Source organism: Microbacterium sp. HMH0099, assembly GCF_049384025.1.
In the GTDB taxonomy this organism is placed as follows: domain Bacteria; phylum Actinomycetota; class Actinomycetes; order Actinomycetales; family Microbacteriaceae; genus Microbacterium.
In genome coordinates this window covers 414,910-433,047 of sequence record NZ_JBMRJR010000001.1, presented here as the reverse complement: position 1 = coordinate 433,047, position 18,138 = coordinate 414,910, and the positions used below count along the sequence as shown (strand labels likewise).

The window sequence follows — 18,138 nt, the reverse complement described above, 5'->3', positions numbered from 1 at the left end:
ACCACGCCGAGCGGGGTGGCAGAGCAGTGCGAGAGGCGCGTCAGGTGCGCGAGGCCATCCCCATGCGCGTCAGCACGACGGACTCGAGGATCTGGACGACGTTGTAGAACAGCAGCGCCGTGCCCGTGACGAGGACGACCGCCGTCCACACAGCGGAGAACTGCGCACCGGCGATGAAGCCGCCGACCGATCCGCCGATCCCGCCGCCGACCGCGAGCCACTCGGCCAGCAGGGCTCCCGTGATGGCGCCGGGCACCGAGATGCGGACCGCCGCGAAGAACTCCGGCAGGGAGTTCGGCAGGGCGACCTTGCGCAGACGCGTCCAGGCACCGCCGCCGTAGACGGTGACGAGGTCGTTCATCTGCGGCGAGGCGGCCTTGAGGCCGAACACGATGTTGACCAGCGCCGGGAAGAGCACGACGATGCCGCCGATGACGGCGACTGACGCGAAGTCGCGGCCGAAGATGAGGATGATCACGGGTGCCATCGCGACCAGCGGCACCGAGCGCAGCAACATCGCGAGCGGCATGAGGGCGTGCTCGACGCCCTTGCTGAGCTGGAACACGAGCGCGACGACGAGCGCGACGAATAGCCCCGCGCCGAAGCCGACGACGGAATGGCCGATGGTGGTCCCGAGCAGGCCGAAGAGCTGCGACCGGTTGGTCGCGGCGGCCGGCACGGTGAACAGGAAGTTCCACACGTCGAGCGGTCCCTTGCCGACGTACGGCGAGATGCCGAAGATCGTGAGGGCGCCCACCCAGAGGATCAGGACGGCCACGATCGTCAGGACGAAGGTGAGGAGGCTGCGGCCCAGCGCCCGCAGCGTCGCCCGTCGAGACTCGCGACGGATGTCGGCGGACAGGTCGGAACGCGGGGGCTCCACCGCCGTCGCGGAGCCGGCCGTCTTGTCCGGGAGCACACCGGTCATCAGTTCGTTCCCTTCGCCCAGGGCGCGACGGCCCGCGAGACCAGGCCCAGCAGGCCGTAGCCGGCCAGGGCGACGGCGCCGGACACGAGCGCGATGTCCCACACGCGCGGCGCGTTGAGCGCCTGCTGTGCGGCGATCATCGCGGGACCCACGCCGACGGAGATCTTGCCGAAGAACTCGCCGAGCACGGCGCCGAGGAAGGCGGCGGGCACGGCGACCTGCAGCGCGTTGAGGATCGCGGGCAGCGCGGCGATCAGACGGACCTTCCGCAGCTGGGTCAGCCGCGAGCCGCCGTAGACGGTGATGACGTCCAGGCTCGCCCGATCCGCCGCCTTCAGGCCCAGGAGGGCGCCGACGACGGTCGTGAAGAAGCAGCTGAGGGCGGCCAGGAAGATCGCCGTCGTCGACGGCTGGCCGGGCTGGGGGAGCGGCGCGATGACGATCAGAAGCAGACCCAGCGCGACGATCGGGATGCAGTACGTGATGATCGCGATCTGCATGACGACGCCCTCGAGGCGCGGCACGATGAGGACGAGCGCGGACAGCAGGAGGGCGAGGCCGTTGCCCCAGAGATAGCCGGTGCCGGCCTCGGCGAGCGTGACGCTGAAGTTGCGGACGTAGAAGTCCCACCCCGTCGCGCCGAACTCGAGGACGACCTGCAGCGGCGTCGGGATGGCCTGCACGCCGCCGGGACCGACGCTGGAGAACACCGTCGCGGCGAGGATCCACCACAGCAGGAGGATCGCGAGCCCGCCGATCAGGCCCGTGGCCCACGCCGGCAGGCGCACGTCCTCCCACTGGATGGTGCGGCTCTTGGCGGCGTCAGTGGTCATCGGCCGCGGCGCCTCCGACGCCGAAGAGCAGTTCGGAGGCCTGGTCGACGTAGGCGTGGAACTCGGGTGTCCGCATCATCTCGGGCGTCCGCGGGCGGGGGAGGTCGATGTGCATGACCTCCTTGATCCGTCCGGGACGGGGGCTCATGACCGCGACCTGGTCGGAGAGGAAGATGGCCTCCGAGATGCCGTGCGTGACCAGCAGGGTCGTCGCCGGCTTCTCCGTCCAGATGCGCAGGAGCTCCAGGTTGAGCTTCTGCCGCGTCATGTCGTCGAGGGCGCCGAACGGCTCGTCGAACAACAGGACGGACGGCTTCATGATGAGCGAGCGCGCGATCGACACGCGCTGACGCATGCCGCCGGACAGCTGGGCGGGCTTCGCCTTCTCGAAGCCCCTCAGCCCCACGAGGTCGATCATCTCGGCGACGTAGGCCTTGTCGACGGGAGTGCCGGCGACCTCGAACGGCAGCTGGATGTTCGACTGCACGCTGCGCCACGGCAGCAGCGCGGAGTCCTGGAACGCGATGCCCAGCTCGTTGCCGCGACGCAGCTCCTTCGGGCTCTTCCCGTCGACACGGGTCGTCCCGCTCGTCGGGTCCTCGAGTCCGGCCAGGATGCGCAGGATCGTGGACTTTCCGCATCCGGACGGGCCGAGCAGAGCGAGGAACGTGCCCTGGTCGGTGTGGAGGTTCGCGTCTTGCAGCGCCACGACGCTCTTGCGTCCCACGCTGAAGACCTTGTTCAGGTCGGTGATCTGGAGGCCGGTGCCCAGGGTGTTGCCCTGGGCACCGGTCTGGAGAGCCGTATCGGTCACGATGGCTTCTTCCCGCGGAGTGTCAGCCCGCGTAGTTCTTCAGGTCGGGGTTCTCCTCGTAGACCTCCTGCAGGAGGCTGAGGTCGAACAGCTGCGACGCCTCGAGCGTGATGCCGGCGTCGGCGAGGCTCTCCAGCGTCGCCTGCTGCAGGTCGTCGCTGATGGTGAACAGGCCGTTCTCCTCGGTCTCGTCGGAGACGACGAGCTCGTTCTGGGCGATGGCGCCGGCGAGCGAGTTCTCGGGGTTCAGGTCGAGGTCGGCACCGTACTCCTCGACGGCCAGGCGCGAGCCCTCCTCGGGGTCGTTCAGCGCGTCGGTCCAGCCCCGGATCTCCGCCGTCAGCAGCGCCTTGAGCTTCTCGCGGTCGTTGGCGATGGACTCGTCCGTCACGACGACGGCCTCGGCCATGAACGGCAGACCGTTGTCGGCGAAGGGCAGGTTGGTGGTCGCCAGGCCCTGCGCGGCGACGGTGACGGCCTCGTTCGTCAGGAACGCCATGAAGCCGTCGACCTCGCCGTTGACCAGCGGTGCCGGGTCGTACTGCACCGGCACGATCGTCATCTCGCTCGGGTCGATGTCGTTGGCGGCCAGGAACGCGTTGAACAGCGAGGTGTTCGAGTCCTGGATGCCGATGCGCTTGCCCTTGAGGTCGTCGACCGTCGCGATGTTGCCGCCGTCCTCGAGCGAGAGGATGGTGAACGGGTTGCGCTGGAAGGTCGTGCCGATGATCTTGATCGGCGCACCCTCGGACGCGATGGCCGCTCCGGTGGAGACGGCGTCGGTGAGAGCCGCGTCGGCGCTCCCCGAGAGCAGCTCGGCGACACCGGTCGACGGGCCGGGCACCAGGTTGACGCCCGAGAAGCCGGCGTCGGTGAAGTAGCCCTTGGTGTCGGCGAAGTACTCGCCCGCGAACTCCTCGTTGAGGATCCAGCTGAGCTGGAGGGTGAGCTCGCCGTAGCCGTCCGCCGACGACTCGGCGGAGTCGCCGGTCGAGGCGGCGCCGCCGCCGCAGGCGGTGAGGGTCAGAGCGGAGAGCGCGACCCCGGCGAGGGCCGCGACGACGCGCTGTGCGCGTCGGGAGGTGAGGAACGTCATCGCTGTGTCTCCAGAGAGCCGGTGGTGCTTCATCGGGTGGGGGGCGGCACCAGGAGATCGATGCGCGCTGGTTCGAAACATACGAGATGTTGATTACACGAACACTGGCTCGGGTGTTTCGCGGCCGTTACACCGTGTCGGGCACCGCTGTCGTGCACGGGGCGTCCCGCGACGACCTCTCCTCCCCAGGCCCGAGCTGTGCGCCCGGGGGACACGGGGCCGCATCCGTGTCGGCGGCCCGGGTTACCGTGGACAGGTGACATTCCCCGGCGCCGCACCCGAGCCGTACGCCGACGCGCCCCCCGAGCCGTACGGCGTCTACGACGACCCCTACGCGGGTGCCGACTGGGACCCCGACCTGTTCGCCCCGCCCGAGGACCCCGACGCGCCGCCTCCCCCGATGGATGCCACGACCTCCCCCTTCGCCCGCGCCGCGGTCGCGACCGGCACGGCGAAGACCTTGCCGTCGGCGCGTGACTTCACCGGGCGCGACCCGCGGGACGTCCTGCAGGAGGTCTACGGGTACGACGCCTTCCGCGGCGACCAGGCCGACATCGTCCAGCACGTCGTCGACGGCGGCGACGCGGTCGTGCTGATGCCCACCGGCGGCGGCAAGAGCGTCACCTACCAGGTGCCCGCCCTCGTCCGTCCCGGCACGGGGCTGGTCGTCAGCCCGCTCATCGCGCTCATGCACGATCAGGTCGACGCGCTCGTCGCGAACGGCGTCCGCGCCGCGTACCTGAACTCGACGCAGGCACCGGCCGAGCGTCAGGCGGTGGAGCAGGCGTTCCTGTCCGGCGACCTCGACCTGCTCTACGTCGCTCCCGAGCGTCTCAACGGCGCGCAGACCCTCGGCCTGCTCTCGCGCGGACGCCTGAGCGTCATCGCGATCGACGAGGCGCACTGCGTGTCGCAGTGGGGGCACGACTTCCGACCCGATTACCTCGCCCTGGGCGACCTCGCCGACCGCTTCCCCGACGTGCCCCGCATGGCCCTCACCGCCACGGCGACGCCGGCCACAGCGCAGGAGATCGTCGAGCGCCTGCGTCTGCGTGACGCCCGCGGCTTCGTCGCGAGCTTCGACCGCCCCAACATCCAGTACCGCATCGACGCCAAGGTCGACCCGCGGCGTCAGCTGGTGTCGTTCATCAGGTCGCAGCCCGAGGGCTCCGCGGGCATCGTCTACGCGCTCAGCCGCAAGAGCGTCGAGCAGACCGCCGCCTACCTCTGCGCCCAGGGGCTCGACGCCCTGCCCTACCACGCCGGGCTGGACGCCACCGTCCGCGCGGCCAACCAGTCGCGGTTCCTCCGCGACGACGGCGTGGTCATGGTCGCCACGATCGCGTTCGGTATGGGCATCGACAAGCCGGACGTCCGCTTCGTCGCCCACATCGACCTGCCCAAGTCCGTCGAGGGCTACTACCAGGAGACCGGCCGCGCCGGCCGCGACGGCGACCCGTCGACGGTGTGGATGGCCTACGGGCTCGGCGACGTGGTGCAGCAGCGCCGCATGATCGACCAGTCGCCCGGCGACCGCTCCTACAAGATGCGCCTCGGCCAGCACCTCGACGCCATGCTGGCCCTCTGCGAGACGGTGGGATGCCGCCGGCAGAACCTCCTCGCGTACTTCGGGCAGCCCTCCGAGCCGTGCGGCAACTGCGACACGTGCCTCACCCCGCCCGACACGTGGGACGGTCTCGTCGCCGCGCAGAAGCTGCTGTCGACGATCGTGCGCCTGCAGCGCGAGCGCAATCAGGCGTTCGGCGCGGGCCACCTCATCGACATCCTGCGCGGGGCGAAGACCGAGCGGATCTCGCAGCAGGGCCACGACCGTCTGACGACCTACGGACTCGGCGCCGACCTGTCGGACCAGGACTGGCGGAGCGTCATCCGTCAGCTCCTCGCCCGCGGCATCCTCGTCGCGCGCGGCGAGTACGGCACCCTCGCGCTGAGCGAGGCGTCCGGCGGGGTCCTGCGCGGCGAGACGCCCGTGCCGTTGCGCCGCGATGCGCTCGGCCGCACCGGCGGCGGCGGGGGCGCCGGCCGAGCGCGCAAGTCCAGTGCCGACGACGTCGCCCCGGGCGACCGCGACCTGTTCGAGGCGCTGCGTGCGTGGCGCGCGGAGCAGGCCCGCGAGCAGGGTGTTCCGGCGTACATCGTCTTCGGCGACGCGACCCTGCGGGCCATCGCCGCGGCGCGGCCGTCGGCGATGGGCGATCTCGACGGCATCACGGGCATCGGCGCGAAGAAGCGCGAGGCGTACGGCGACGGCATCCTGACGGTGGTCGGCCAGCACTGACCACGGCCGGCGCCGACTCAGCGGTCGGCGCCGACCCGTCGTGGCCGGTGGGCGATGTCGACAGCCCACAACGGCCCCGGATGACGTCCCCCGACCTCTTTGTGGGCAACGTGCACAATGTCCCCACCACGTTGTGGGAGTCCTACCGTGGTGGCATCCCTTTGCATCGTCGAGAGGTGTTCTCATGACCGACGCCGCCGTCCGTCCCACCACGCCCGCCACCAGCACGCGTACCCCCGTCGGGGGAGCGCCGACCGCCGCCCACTCCGCGGCCGAGGCGCACGAGTCCCGCATCGACGTGGACCGCGTCACCGACCTGCTGCTCGGCACGTGGGCCGACACGCGCCGCGAGGCGCGCGCCATGCTGAAGGACCCGGCGTTCTGGCGTGACGACCGCCTCGGCATGGACGACCACCGCGAGCGCACCCTCAGCCAGCTCCACCTGCTCGTGCAGAAGAAGGCGGTGCACCGGGCGTTTCCGAAGCGGTTCGGCGGCGAGGAGAACAACGGCGCGAACATCGCCGGGTTCGAGGAGCTCGTCGCGGCCGACCCCAGCCTGCAGATCAAGTCCGGCGTGCAGTGGGGGCTCTTCGGCTCCGCCGTCCTGCAGCTCGGCACCGCGGAGCACCACGACAAGTGGCTCCCGGGCATCATGAGCCTGGAGATCCCGGGCGCCTTCGCCATGACCGAGACCGGTCACGGCTCCGACGTCGCCGCGATCGGCACCACCGCCACCTACGACGCCGAGACCGAGGAGTTCGTCATCCACACCCCGTTCCGCGGGGCCTGGAAGGACTACCTCGGCAACGCCGCACTGCACGGGAAGGCGGCCACCGTCTTCGCGCAGCTCATCACCAACGGCGTGAACCACGGCGTGCACTGCTTCTACGTGCCGCTGCGCGACGACGAGGGGAAATTCCTCCCCGGGATCGGCGGCGAGGACGACGGCCTCAAGGGCGGCCTGAACGGCATCGACAACGGCCGGCTCCACTTCGACCACGTCCGCGTCCCCCGCACCAACCTGCTGAACCGCTACGGCGACGTCGCCGCGGACGGCACCTACTCGAGCGAGATCGCCAGCCCGGGCCGCCGTTTCTTCACGATGCTCGGCACGCTCGTGCAGGGTCGCGTCTCGCTCGACGGAGCCGCGGCCTGGGCCTCGGCCATCGGCCTCACGATCGCCGTCACCTACGGCAACCAGCGCCGCCAGTTCGACTCCGGCAGCGGTACGCCCGAGGTCACCCTCCTCGACTACGGCAAGCACCAGCGCCGGCTCCTGCCCCGCCTGGCCACGACGTACGCGGAGATCTTCGCGCACGACGAGTTCCTGCAGAAGTTCGACGGCGTCTTCAGCGGCGCGGCCGACACCGACGCGGACCGCGAGGACCTCGAGACCCTCGCGGCGGCGCTCAAGCCGCTGTCGACCTGGCACGCGCTCGACACCCTGCAGGAGGCCCGCGAGGCCTGCGGCGGTCAGGGCTTCCTGTTCGAGAACCGCCTGGTCGGCCTGCGCGCCGACCTCGACATCTTCGTGACCTTCGAGGGCGACAACAACGTGCTGCTGCAGCTGGTCGGCAAGCGCCTGCTCGCCGACTACGCCCGTCAGTTCAAGGGCAAGGATGCGAAGGCGCTCGCCGCGTTCGCCGTCGGTCAGACCGCGGGCAAGCTCTTCCACGGTGCCGGCATGCGCCAGCTGGGCCAGGCGGTCTCCGACTTCGGCTCGACCGCTCGTTCCGTCGAGCGCGGACTCCGCGCCGAGCAGCAGCACGAGCTCCTCGCCGGCCGCGTCCAGCAGATGATCGCCGACATCGCCGGTCGCCTCCGCCCCGCCGCCAAGCTGTCCCGCGAGGACGCCGCCGCGCTGTTCAACGAGAACCAGGCCGAGCTCATCGAGGCGGCCCGCGCGCACGGCGAGCTGCTGCAGTGGGAGGCCTTCACCGACGCCGTCAACCGCGTCACCGACCGCGACACCCTGCGGGTGCTGACGTGGGTCCGCGACCTCTTCGGCCTGCAGCTCATCGAGAAGCACCTCGCCTGGTACCTCATCCACGGACGCCTGTCGACGCAGCGCGCGGCGGCGGTCTCCAGCTACATCGACCGTCTCTGCACCCGGCTTCGCCCGCACGCGCAGGACCTCGTGGATGCCTTCGGCTACGGCCCCGAGCACATCCGTGCGTCGATCGCCTCCGGGGTCGAGGACGACCGGCAGAACGAGGCCGCCTCCTACTACGCGGAGCTGGCGGCATCCGGAACCGCCCCCGTCCCGGAGAAGAAGCCCGCGAAGTAAGCGCCCCTTCGCCGCGAGGACAGGCGGTGCCTCCGGAACAGGTCGATCCCCAGCGCATCGGCCTGTTCTCGGTGCACCGCCTGTTCCGTCGTCGGAGGAGAAGGGGGCCGTAGCCTGGGCGGATGAGCGACGTCCGCATCGGTTCCGACGGCACGGCCCGCTGCGCCTGGGCCGGCGACGACGCCGAGTACCAGCGCTACCACGACGAGGAGTGGGGCACGACGCTGCGCGGCGACCGCCCGCTGTTCGAGAAGATGAGCCTCGAGGGCTTCCAGGCCGGGCTCTCCTGGATCACCATCCTGCGGAAGCGCCCACGGTTCCGCGAGGTCTTCGGCGGCTTCGAGCCGGCGACGGTGGCCGCCTTCGGTCCCGACGACGTGGAGCGGATGCTCCAGGATGCCGGCATCATCCGCCACCGCGGAAAGATCGAGGCCGTGATCGCCAATGCCGCCATCGTCGCGGGCATGGCCGACGGGGAGCTCGACGCGCTGCTGTGGTCCTTCGCGCCCGCCGCGCACCGGTCGCCGGCGACCTTCGCCGAGGTGCCGGCCGTCACCCCCGAGTCCACGGCGATGAGCACGGAGCTGCGGCGCCGCGGCTTCCGCTTCGTCGGTCCGACCACCATGTACGCGCTGATGCAGTCCTCCGGGATGGTCGACGACCACGTCACCGGATGCTGGCGCGCCGCCGCCTGAGCCGCCGCGCGCGGGCCGGCTCACTCGGGCGGGGTCGCCTCCTGCGCCTCGAGCTGCCGCAGACGCTGCAGCTTCGCCCACGGCCAGAACCCGATCCAGGCGACGGAGGCGATCGAGGCCCCCATGATCATCGACGCGGCATCCATGTCCCGACGCTACGAGCGGGAGGATTCCCCTCGCCTCCCCCGGGGGAATGAATCCGGCGCCCACCCGTTAGACTGATCCACGGAGCTTTCGCTCCTCGCGTCGTCGAACGCACCGGCCCCCTCTGCGTGGGCCTTTGACCTTCACGGCGAACGGATGCGCCGCCCGGCGCCTTCGCCCTTGCAGCCGCAGCATCGCGGCATCCCGAACCGCCGCGTCCACGCGCGCGGCAGGAGACTTCATGACGTCCCAGACCTTCACCGACCTCGGCGTGCCCGCGCCCCTGGTCGACGTGCTCACCGCGCAGGGCAAGCCCGCGCCGTTCCCGATCCAGGCCGACACCCTTCCCGACACGCTCGCCGGGCGCGATGTGCTCGGCCGCGGCAAGACCGGCTCCGGCAAGACCCTCGCGTTCTCGCTCCCCCTCGTCGCGCGCCTCGCGGCGAAGACCGACCGTCGTCGCGGTCGTCGTCCCCGCGCCCTCGTGCTGGCCCCGACCCGCGAGCTGGCGAACCAGATCGACGCGGTCATCCAGCCGCTCGCCGACGCCTTCTCGCTGACGACCACGACCGTCTACGGCGGCGTCAACCAGAAGCGTCAGGTCGATGCGCTGAACGCCGGCGTCGACATCCTCGTCGCGTGCCCCGGCCGCCTGGAGGACCTCATCGGCCAGGGCTTCGCGAGCCTCGACGACGTCGAGATCACCGTGCTGGACGAGGCCGACCACATGGCGGACCTGGGCTTCCTGCCCGGCGTCACCCGCCTGCTGGCCCGCACGCCCGCCGACGGTCAGCGCCTGCTCTTCTCGGCGACGCTCGACAACGGTGTGGACAAGCTCGTCAAGCGCTTCCTGCGCAACGAGGTGCTCCACTCGGTCGACGAGGCGCACTCCCACGTCGCGGCGATGACGCACCACGTCTTCGTCCCCGTCGACGCGGATGCCAAGAAGCAGCTCGTCCAGACCCTGGCGTCGGGCACCGCCCGTCGCATCCTCTTCATGCGCACCAAGCACCAGGCGAAGAAGCTGGCCAAGTCGCTCACCGCCGCCGGCATCCCGTCCGTGGATCTGCACGGCAACCTGTCGCAGCCGCAGCGCGACCGCAACCTCGCCGCCTTCGGCGACGGCCGTGCCAAGGTGCTCGTCGCGACCGACGTGGCCGCCCGCGGCGTGCACGTCGACGGCGTCGAGCTGGTCGTCCACGTCGACCCGCCCGTCGAGCACAAGGCGTACCTGCACCGCTCCGGCCGCACCGCCCGCGCGGGCTCGGCCGGCGACGTGGTGACGATCATGCTGCCCGAGCAGCGCCGTGACACCCTCGACATCCTGCGCAAGGCCAAGATCTCGGCGACGCCGACCCCCGTGACCCCGACCTCGCCCGAGGTCGTCGCGCTCGTCGGCGAGGTCGCCCCCTACGTCAAGCCGGAGCCCGTCGTCGCCGTGCAGCAGGGCGGCGGCCGTTCGCAGGGCGCCAACGCCCAGCGCAAGCGCGCCGCCCGCGGCGAGGGCGCCTCGGACGCGTCCGCGCGCGGAACCGCGACCGAGGGCGGCGGCCGTCGCCGTCGCGGTGGTCGCGGCGGCGGTGCCGCGGGCGAGTCGGCCGGTCAGCGTCCCGCCGCCACGGCGGCCGGCGGTCGCAGTGGCCAGCGGTCGGGTGCCGGTCGCGGACAGGGCGCGGGTGGCGCGCAGCGCGCCGGCGCCGGCTCGACGCGGTCGCAGGGCTCGGGCCGCACGGCATCCGGGACCCCCACCACCGGGATGGTCGTCGGCGCCGCGCGGAGCGCGCGCACGAACCGTCGCGCCCAGGGCTGACCCTTCCTCTCCTCGATGCCCCGCACCCTCCGGTGCGGGGCATCGTCGTCTCCGGCCGCGGGGCCGTCGTGCGGAGACCAGGGCGACACGCCGGTTCCGCGACGTCCCGACGCGGCGTGTCGCCTGCCATCTCCGCACGACGGTCGCGGCCGCGGCTGGTCGGACGGTGCTCCGCCGGCCCGCGCGAGAGCCGGGCCGCGTCGCGAAACAGCCCTCGCGACCGCCGGGCCGCGTCGCGAAGCGGCCGGCCGCTGCGCGAACGGGCATCGCGGACGTCGGGGGTCTGGGCCACACTGGGGGCGGTCCACCCGAGGAGCCCCCATGGTCGATGAGAATTCCGCTGCCGACGCGCACGACGTCATCCGCGTCCGCGGCGCCCGCGAGAACAACCTGAAGGACGTCGACCTCGACGTGCCGAAACGGCGGCTGACGGTCTTCACGGGCGTCTCGGGCTCGGGCAAGTCGTCGCTCGTCTTCGGCACCATCGCCGCGGAGTCCCAGCGCCTCATCAACGAGACGTACCCGACGTTCGTGCAGCAGTTCATGGGCCAGCTGTCCCGGCCGGACGTGGATGCGCTCGAGAACCTCAGCGCGACCATCCGCGTCGACCAGGAGCGGATGGCTGCCAACGCCCGATCGACGGTCGGGACGGCCACCGACGTCCACGCGATGCTGCGGGTGCTCTTCAGCCGCATCGGCCAGCCGCACGTCGGCTCGTCCCAGGCGTTCTCGTTCAACGTCCCGTCCATCTCCGGCGCGGGCGCCGTCGTGATCAAGACCGGCGCGCGCAAGGGGCAGAAGGAGCGGCGGTCGTTCGAGATCACCGGTGGAATGTGCCCCGACTGCGAGGGGCTCGGCCAGGTCAGCGACATCGACCTCGACCAGCTGTTCGACAAGACGCTGTCGCTGAACGCCGGCGCGATCTCGGTGCCGGGGTACACCGCCGACGGGTGGATGGTGCGCGTCTTCAGCGAGTCCGGATTCTTCGACGGCGACAAGCCCATCCAGGACTTCACCGACCAGGAACGCCATGACTTCCTCTACAAGGAGCAGACGAAGGTGCGGATCGCCAGCACCAACATGACCTACGAGGGTCTCGTCCCCAAGATCACCAAGAGCATGCTGCAGAAGGACCGCGACGCCCTGCAGCCGCACGTCCGCGCGTTCGTCGACCGGGCGGTGACGTTCGTCGCGTGTCCCGCGTGCGGGGGCACCCGCCTGAACGAGGGCGCGCGCTCGTCGCGCATCGACGGCGTCAACATCGCCGACGCGGCCGCCATGCAGATCACCGACCTCGCGGCATGGGTGCGCACCGTCGATGACCCGTCCGTCGCCCCCCTCGTGCAGGGGCTGAGCCAGACCCTGGATGCCTTCGTCCACATCGGCCTCGGATACCTCTCCCTCGACCGGGCGAGCGGCACACTGTCGGGCGGCGAGGCTCAGCGGACCAAGATGATCCGCCACCTCGGATCGAGCCTCAGCGACATCACCTACGTCTTCGACGAGCCGACGGCGGGGCTGCACCCGCACGACATCCAGCGGATGAACGAGACGCTGGAGCAGCTGCGCGACAAGGGGAACACCGTCCTCGTCGTCGAGCACAAGCCCGAGGTGATCGACATCGCCGATCACGTCGTGGATCTCGGCCCGCGCGCGGGCCGAGACGGCGGCACCGTGCAGTACGAGGGCGACGTCGCGGGTCTCCGCGCGTCCGACACGCTCACGGGACGCTTCCTCGACCATCGGGCGCAGCTCAAGCCGGCGGTCCGCGCGGCCTCCGGCGCCATGCCCATCCGCGACGCGCGACAGCACAACCTGCGCGGGGTCGACGTCGATGTCCCGCGCGGGGTGCTCACCGTCGTCACGGGGGTCGCCGGCTCGGGCAAGTCGTCGCTCATCCACAGCAACCTCCCCGCGTTCGACGACGTCGTCGTGGTCGACCAGTCGGTCATCAAGGGGTCCCGGCGCAGCAGCCCGGCGACCTACACGGGCATCCTCGACGCGGTCCGCTCCGCCTTCGCCAAGGCGAACGGCGTCAAGCCGGCGCTGTTCAGCGCGAACTCTGAGGGCGCGTGCGTCGCCTGCAAGGGCCTCGGCGTCATCGTGACGGAGCTCGGCTTCCAGTCGACCGTCGAGACGGTGTGCGAGCTGTGCGGGGGGACGGGCTTCAACGACGACGTGCTGGAGTACACGCTGAACGGGAAGAACATCTCCGAGGTGCTGGCGATGTCGGTGGCCGAGGCGGCGGATTTCCTGACCACCGGTCCTGCCGTCGCGGTGCTCGGCCGCCTGAAGGACGTCGGCCTCGGGTACATCACGCTCGGCCAGTCGCTGAACACGCTGTCCGGCGGCGAGCGACAGCGGCTCAAGCTCGCGATCTCGATGGCCAAGAGCGGCGCGGTCTACGTCCTGGACGAGCCGACCACCGGGCTGCACCTGGCGGACGTGGACAACCTGCTCGGTCTGCTCGATCGCCTCGTCGACGCGGGCAACACGGTGGTCGTCATCGAGCACCACCAGGCGGTCATGGCGCACGCGGACTGGATCATCGACCTCGGCCCGGGTGCGGGGCACGACGGCGGCACCGTGGTGTTCGAGGGGACGCCCGCCGACCTCGTGGCCGGGCGCTCGACGCTGACGGGGGAGCACCTGGCCCGCTACGTCGGCGCCTGACCGCGGGCCCGGTGGACGGGCCGGCGGTCCGCGAACCGGCGCGACCCCGTCTCAGTGGGGGAGCGTCGCGTCGTGCAGGTGGCGGTCGCCGTGCGAGAGCACCTTCACCATCACCCCGCGCTGACGCAGCTCGGCGACGGCGCGCGTCTCGTCCTCACGGGTGAGCCCGAGCGCGTGCACGCTCGACACGACGAGCACGTCGCCGCGGGTGAGCGTGCCGAAGAAGCGGGCAAGTCGTGCGGCCCATCCCTCGAGCGTCTCGGGGGCGGGATGCCGGAACCCCTCGATCGGCACGCCGAACCGCGTCAGGTCGTCGCGCTGCTCCACGACGGACGGCATGCCGGGCCGCGAGACGACCAGGCCGACGAGACGGGAACCGGAGGGGCGCGCCCGCCAGAAGTCGCGGTCGCTGAGCAGCTCGGTGAAGCACTTCGGGCACTCGGCCGCCGCGTGGGGGAGAGGCACCGGACTGGTCCCGGCGTCGCCCGCGCGGGACGGCATCGTCGGGATCGATTCGCTCATGGAAACCTCCGCGTCCCATTCTGCCGCACGGTTCCTGAGCGCGCCCCCCTCGGGGACCCGTCCGGGCAGACCCGCACAGGAGATGGCGCGACGACAGGCCGATTCCCGCAGAAGAGGCCTGTACCCGACGCGTCGCCTGCCCCCGGCACCGCGGAACGGCCACCGCGGCAGACGAGGGGGAGGGATGCCAGGGGGTGGCATCCCTCCCCGTCCCTTCCTCAGTGGGCGGAGTAGCCGCCGTCGACGAGGTGGTAGCTGCCCGAGATGAACGACGCCGCGTCGCTCAGCAGGAACAGTGTCAGCGCCGCGACCTCCGCGTCGGTGCCGAGGCGTCCGGCGGCGTGCTCGTTCTCGAGGTGCGTGAGGGCCTCGGGCGAGAGGCTCGAGCGGACGAGCGGGGTGTCGATGAAGCCGGGGCCGACCGCGTTCGTGCGGACGCCCTTCGCGGTGTATTCGAGGGCCGCGACCTTGGTCAGCCCCACGAGCGCGTGCTTGCTGGCGACGTAGGCGGCGTTCTGCGCGATGCCGACGGATCCGAGGACGGACGCCATGTTGACCACAGCCCCGCCGCCGGCCTCGACGATTGCGGGGAGCTGGAAGCGCAGCCCGTAGAAGACGCCGTCGAGGTCGACGGAGCGCACGCGGTCCCAGGCGGCGATGTCGTAGTCGCCGATGTTCTGGGGGGCGGCACCGATGCCGGCGTTGTTGACGGCGAGGTGCAGGGCGCCGTACGTCTCCTGCGCGAAGCGGACGGCCGCCTCGGAGTCCTCCCACTTCGCCGTGTTCTGGGCGAAGGGCGCGGCGGTCCCGCCGGCGCTCGTAATCTGCTCGACCACCGCCGTGGCGGCCTCCAGGTTGATGTCCGTGACGACGACCGACGCCCCCTCCGCGGCGAGCTCCCGGGCGATCGCCGCGCCGATGCCGCTGCCGCCTCCGGTGACGAGGGCTGTCTTGTTGTCGAACCTGGCCATGTCGTTACTTCTCTCCCGCAGCCTCGTCCCCACGGCTCTCGCGGCGACATGCATGCGCGCGAATGGAACAACCGGTCGGCCGGCCCGGCTATTCCGTCAGATGCGGATCGAGAAGCCGCCGTCCGCCGACAGCAGCTGACCGCTCACCCACCGGCGCGGGCGGCGCCGGTCACGAGGGCCAGGGGCATGCCGTCAGGCTAGCGACGTCCTCGCTCAGCCCTCGTCGATGCGCAGCTCCAGGCTGAGCTGGTCGGCGTCCAGCTCGGCGAGGGCGTGCCGCAGCGCCGCCGTGCTGAACCGGCCGTCGCGGGAGAGGTCCTCGAGCCGCCGCCGCATCACCTCGATGAGGGCGAGCCGCAGCTCGAGGGCGCCGTGAAGAGACGCGGTCGCCTCCTCGTCCGGCGGACGTGTGAAGCGCTCGCCGACGCGGGCGAGCGCGGAGCTGTCGAACGGTTCGCCATCGCGGCGGCGCAGCTCCCCGCCGCGCACGGCGGCGACCGCGGCCTCGCGCAGCTCGGCATCCAGGCTCCGCTGCTCGTCGCGGGTCGGTCCCTCGCCGCCCTGTCCTTGCAGGCCGAGGACGCGCACGACCGTCGACAGGGTCAGGCCCTGGAACACGAGGCTGAAGAGGGCCACGAGGAAGGCCACGAAGATGAGGAGCGGGCGATCGGTCACGCTGTCGTCGCGCGGCAGCGTCTGCGCCGCGGCCAGGGTGACGACGCCGCGCATGCCGGCCCACACGATCACTGTGCCGTGCCGCCAGCCGAGCGGGGAGTCCCGGTAGTAATCCAGGTCGGCGAGCGTCCGCGTCACGCGACCGCGCATGCGACCGACGCGTCGTGCCGTGCGTTCGGGATCGGTCACGGGCCGCGACAGGCTGTCCGGGTCGGTGCGCAGGACCTCCTCGAAGCGGTCGACGCGGTCCCGCACCTGCTCGAGGCGTTCCCGTCCGCGGGCGAAGCGGCGACTGCGCCGGCTCTGCAGCCAGATCAGCCCCGAGACGTACAGCGCCCGCACGACGAGTGCGATGCCGAGCGCCGAGAGCGCGAGCCACGTGCCGTGCCAGAGACCCTCGTGCTCACGCAGGTTGTTGTCGACGATGTCCTGCAGCTCGAGGCCGAAGACGAGGAACACGCCGCCCTCGAGGAGGAGCTCGATCGTGCGCCAGTTCAGCTGGTCGCTCATCCGCTGCTCGGGCGTGAAGCGCCGCGCCGCGCCCTGGCCCGTGACGATGCCCGCGACCACCGCCGCGACCAGGCCCGAACCGCCGAGGTGTTCCGTGGGCAGGTAGGCGATGAACGGCACGGTGAAGCTGAGTGCGGTGTTGGCGGCGGGGTTCGGCACGCGCTCCCGCACCCGCAGGTTGACCCAGCCGACGACCGCGCCGAGCACGAGGGCGACCCCGACGCCCCAGGCGAAGGCGCCGATGCCCGCTCCGAAGGCGAACCCGGATGCCACGGCGGCGACGGCCGTCCGCAGCAGCACGAGCGCGGTGGCGTCGTTGAGAAGGCTCTCACCCTCGAGCAGGGTGACCACCCGCGGCGCGATCCCGAGGCGCTTCGCGATGGACGTCGCGACCGCGTCGGTGGGGCTGAGGATCGCGCCGAGCGCGATGCCCAGGGCGATGCCGAGCCCCGGGATCACGGCCCAGAAGAACAGGCCGAGCACGAGCGAGCTCAGCACGACGAGCAGGACCGACAGACCCGCGATGGGCAGGAAGTCCCGTCGGAACTCGATGGCGGGCAGCTGCACCGCCGCCGAGTACAGCAGCGGGGGCAGGACGCCCACCAGGATGACGTCCGGCTCGACGGCGATCGCCGGGACGAAGGGCAGCAGGCTGACGCCGAGACCGATGGCCAGCAGCACCAGGGGGCCGGCCACGTTGAAGCGGGGGGCGATGACGGTGACGAGGGCGACCACCACGACGCCGGCCACGACGACGATGAGCGGATCGATCACCCTCCGAGGCTAGTCCCGCCGCGGCGGCGGCCGCGGGGACGCTACCGTGAACCCATGACCCCCCAGCGAACCGAGCCCGTCGAGCGCGCCGAGACGGCCGCCGTCCGATGATGAGCGGACCCGCCCACCTCGACGGCATCCTGTATCCCCCGATCGAGCCGTACGAGACCGGGATGCTGCTCGTCGGCGACGGTCAGCGCGTGTACTGGGAGCAGAGCGGCAACCCCGACGGCAAGCCGGTGGTCTTCCTGCACGGCGGGCCCGGATCCGGATGCTCCGACTGGCACCGCCGGTTCTTCGACCCCGAGAAGTACCGGATCGTGCTCTTCGATCAGCGCGGCTGCGGCCGGTCGACGCCGCACGCGAGCGCGCCCGACGCCGATCTGCGCTTCAACACGACATGGCACCTCGTCGGCGACATCGAGATGCTCCGGCGCAACCTGGGGATCTCGCGGTGGATGGTCTTCGGCGGCTCCTGGGGGAGCGCCCTGGCCCTCGCCTACGCCGAGACGCACCGCGACGTGGTGAGCGAGCTCGTCCTGCGCGGGATCTTCACCCTCCGGCGTCACGAGCTGGAGTGGTTCTACGAGGGCGGGGCGGCGGCGCTGTTCCCCGATCTGTGGGAGGGATTCGTGGAGCCCATCCCGGTGCTCGAGCGCTCGCGTCTCATCGAGGCGTACCACCGCCGGCTCACCGATCCCGACCCGGCCGTGCATGTGCCCGCCGGTGTGGCCTGGACGACGTGGGAGGCCTCCACCCTCACGCTCCTGCCGGACCCGGCGCTCGTGTCGTCGATGGCGGACCCGGTGGCGGCGACGGCCTTCGCCCGCATCGAGAACCACTACTTCGTCAACGACGGCTGGTTCCGGCCGAACCAGCTGATCGAGGACGCGCCGGTGCTCAAGGACATCCCCGGCGTCATCGTCCAGGGCCGGTACGACGTCTGCACCCCGATGATGACGGCGTGGGACCTGCACCGCGCCTGGCCCGAGGCCGAGCTCGTCGTCGTCGACGACGCCTCGCACTCCGCCGGCGAGGTCGGCATCGCCCGCGCGCTGCGGGCGGCGACGGACCGCTTCGCCGACGCCTGAGCGGGGCCGTGGGCGG

Annotated in this window: 14 protein-coding genes; 6 read left to right on the top strand and 8 right to left on the bottom strand. The window is 71.5% G+C overall.

Going from position 1 to position 18,138, the window contains the following annotated elements; genetic code table 11:
- Positions 1-40: 40 nt before the first annotated feature.
- Genes ACO03V_RS01865 through ACO03V_RS01850 form a run of 4 tightly spaced genes read right to left on the bottom strand, consistent with a single transcriptional unit; the run spans position 41 to position 3,671 of the window.
- Entirely contained in the window at positions 41-928 is an 888-nt protein-coding gene (locus tag ACO03V_RS01865; protein ID WP_423136394.1) for an ABC transporter permease, read from the bottom strand.
- Positions 928-1,761 (bottom strand): ABC transporter permease, encoded by an 834-nt coding sequence (locus ACO03V_RS01860; RefSeq protein ID WP_423136393.1) that lies wholly within the window; start codon positions 1,759-1,761, stop codon positions 928-930. Before ACO03V_RS01860 ends, ACO03V_RS01865 begins: the two co-directional genes overlap by 1 nt.
- Positions 1,751-2,575, bottom strand: coding sequence for an ABC transporter ATP-binding protein (locus tag ACO03V_RS01855; RefSeq protein ID WP_423136392.1), 825 nt, complete (start codon positions 2,573-2,575; stop codon positions 1,751-1,753). The genes ACO03V_RS01860 and ACO03V_RS01855 overlap by 11 nt, the downstream gene beginning before the upstream one ends.
- Positions 2,576-2,597: 22 nt before the next feature.
- On the bottom strand, positions 2,598-3,671 hold the full coding sequence (locus ACO03V_RS01850; protein ID WP_367731824.1) for an ABC transporter substrate-binding protein: 1,074 nt from the start codon (positions 3,669-3,671) through the stop codon (positions 2,598-2,600).
- A gap of 256 nt (positions 3,672-3,927) precedes the next feature.
- On the opposite strand from ACO03V_RS01850, the gene recQ reads away from it, so the two are divergent.
- From recQ to ACO03V_RS01835, 3 genes are all read left to right on the top strand, one after another.
- A complete protein-coding gene (gene recQ / locus ACO03V_RS01845; RefSeq protein WP_423136391.1) occupies positions 3,928-5,970 on the top strand; it encodes a DNA helicase RecQ in 2,043 nt (680 codons plus the stop codon).
- 184 nt (positions 5,971-6,154) lie between these two features.
- Positions 6,155-8,257 (top strand): acyl-CoA dehydrogenase, encoded by a 2,103-nt coding sequence (locus tag ACO03V_RS01840; RefSeq protein ID WP_423136389.1) that lies wholly within the window; start codon positions 6,155-6,157, stop codon positions 8,255-8,257.
- Between the two features lie 122 nt (positions 8,258-8,379).
- Complete coding sequence (locus ACO03V_RS01835; protein WP_423136388.1) at positions 8,380-8,952, top strand: DNA-3-methyladenine glycosylase I; 573 nt, start codon at positions 8,380-8,382, stop codon at positions 8,950-8,952.
- A gap of 20 nt (positions 8,953-8,972) precedes the next feature.
- On the opposite strand, the gene ACO03V_RS01830 is transcribed toward ACO03V_RS01835, so the two are convergent.
- Positions 8,973-9,098 carry a hypothetical protein gene (locus ACO03V_RS01830; RefSeq protein ID WP_367731832.1) on the bottom strand — a complete coding sequence of 42 codons (126 nt, stop codon included), beginning with the start codon at positions 9,096-9,098 and terminating at the stop codon, positions 8,973-8,975.
- Between the two features lie 239 nt (positions 9,099-9,337).
- On the opposite strand from ACO03V_RS01830, the gene ACO03V_RS01825 reads away from it, so the two are divergent.
- Positions 9,338-10,906: a DEAD/DEAH box helicase gene (locus ACO03V_RS01825; RefSeq protein WP_423136387.1), complete on the top strand. Its 1,569-nt coding sequence runs from the start codon at positions 9,338-9,340 to the stop codon at positions 10,904-10,906.
- Positions 10,907-11,227: 321 nt separating this feature from the next.
- Positions 11,228-13,579 carry an ATP-binding cassette domain-containing protein gene (locus ACO03V_RS01820; protein ID WP_423136386.1) on the top strand — a complete coding sequence of 784 codons (2,352 nt, stop codon included), beginning with the start codon at positions 11,228-11,230 and terminating at the stop codon, positions 13,577-13,579.
- A gap of 51 nt (positions 13,580-13,630) precedes the next feature.
- On the opposite strand, the gene ACO03V_RS01815 is transcribed toward ACO03V_RS01820, so the two are convergent.
- From ACO03V_RS01815 to ACO03V_RS01805, 3 genes are all read right to left on the bottom strand, one after another.
- On the bottom strand, positions 13,631-14,101 hold the full coding sequence (locus ACO03V_RS01815; RefSeq protein WP_387056339.1) for a dehydrogenase: 471 nt from the start codon (positions 14,099-14,101) through the stop codon (positions 13,631-13,633).
- 218 nt (positions 14,102-14,319) lie between these two features.
- Entirely contained in the window at positions 14,320-15,072 is a 753-nt protein-coding gene (locus ACO03V_RS01810) for an SDR family NAD(P)-dependent oxidoreductase (protein WP_367731944.1), read from the bottom strand.
- 213 nt (positions 15,073-15,285) lie between these two features.
- Positions 15,286-17,031: a cation:proton antiporter gene (locus ACO03V_RS01805; protein ID WP_367731947.1), complete on the bottom strand. Its 1,746-nt coding sequence runs from the start codon at positions 17,029-17,031 to the stop codon at positions 15,286-15,288.
- Between the two features lie 110 nt (positions 17,032-17,141).
- On the opposite strand from ACO03V_RS01805, the gene pip reads away from it, so the two are divergent.
- Positions 17,142-18,122: a prolyl aminopeptidase gene (gene pip, locus ACO03V_RS01800; protein ID WP_367731950.1), complete on the top strand. Its 981-nt coding sequence runs from the start codon at positions 17,142-17,144 to the stop codon at positions 18,120-18,122.
- Positions 18,123-18,138 lie beyond the last annotated feature (16 nt).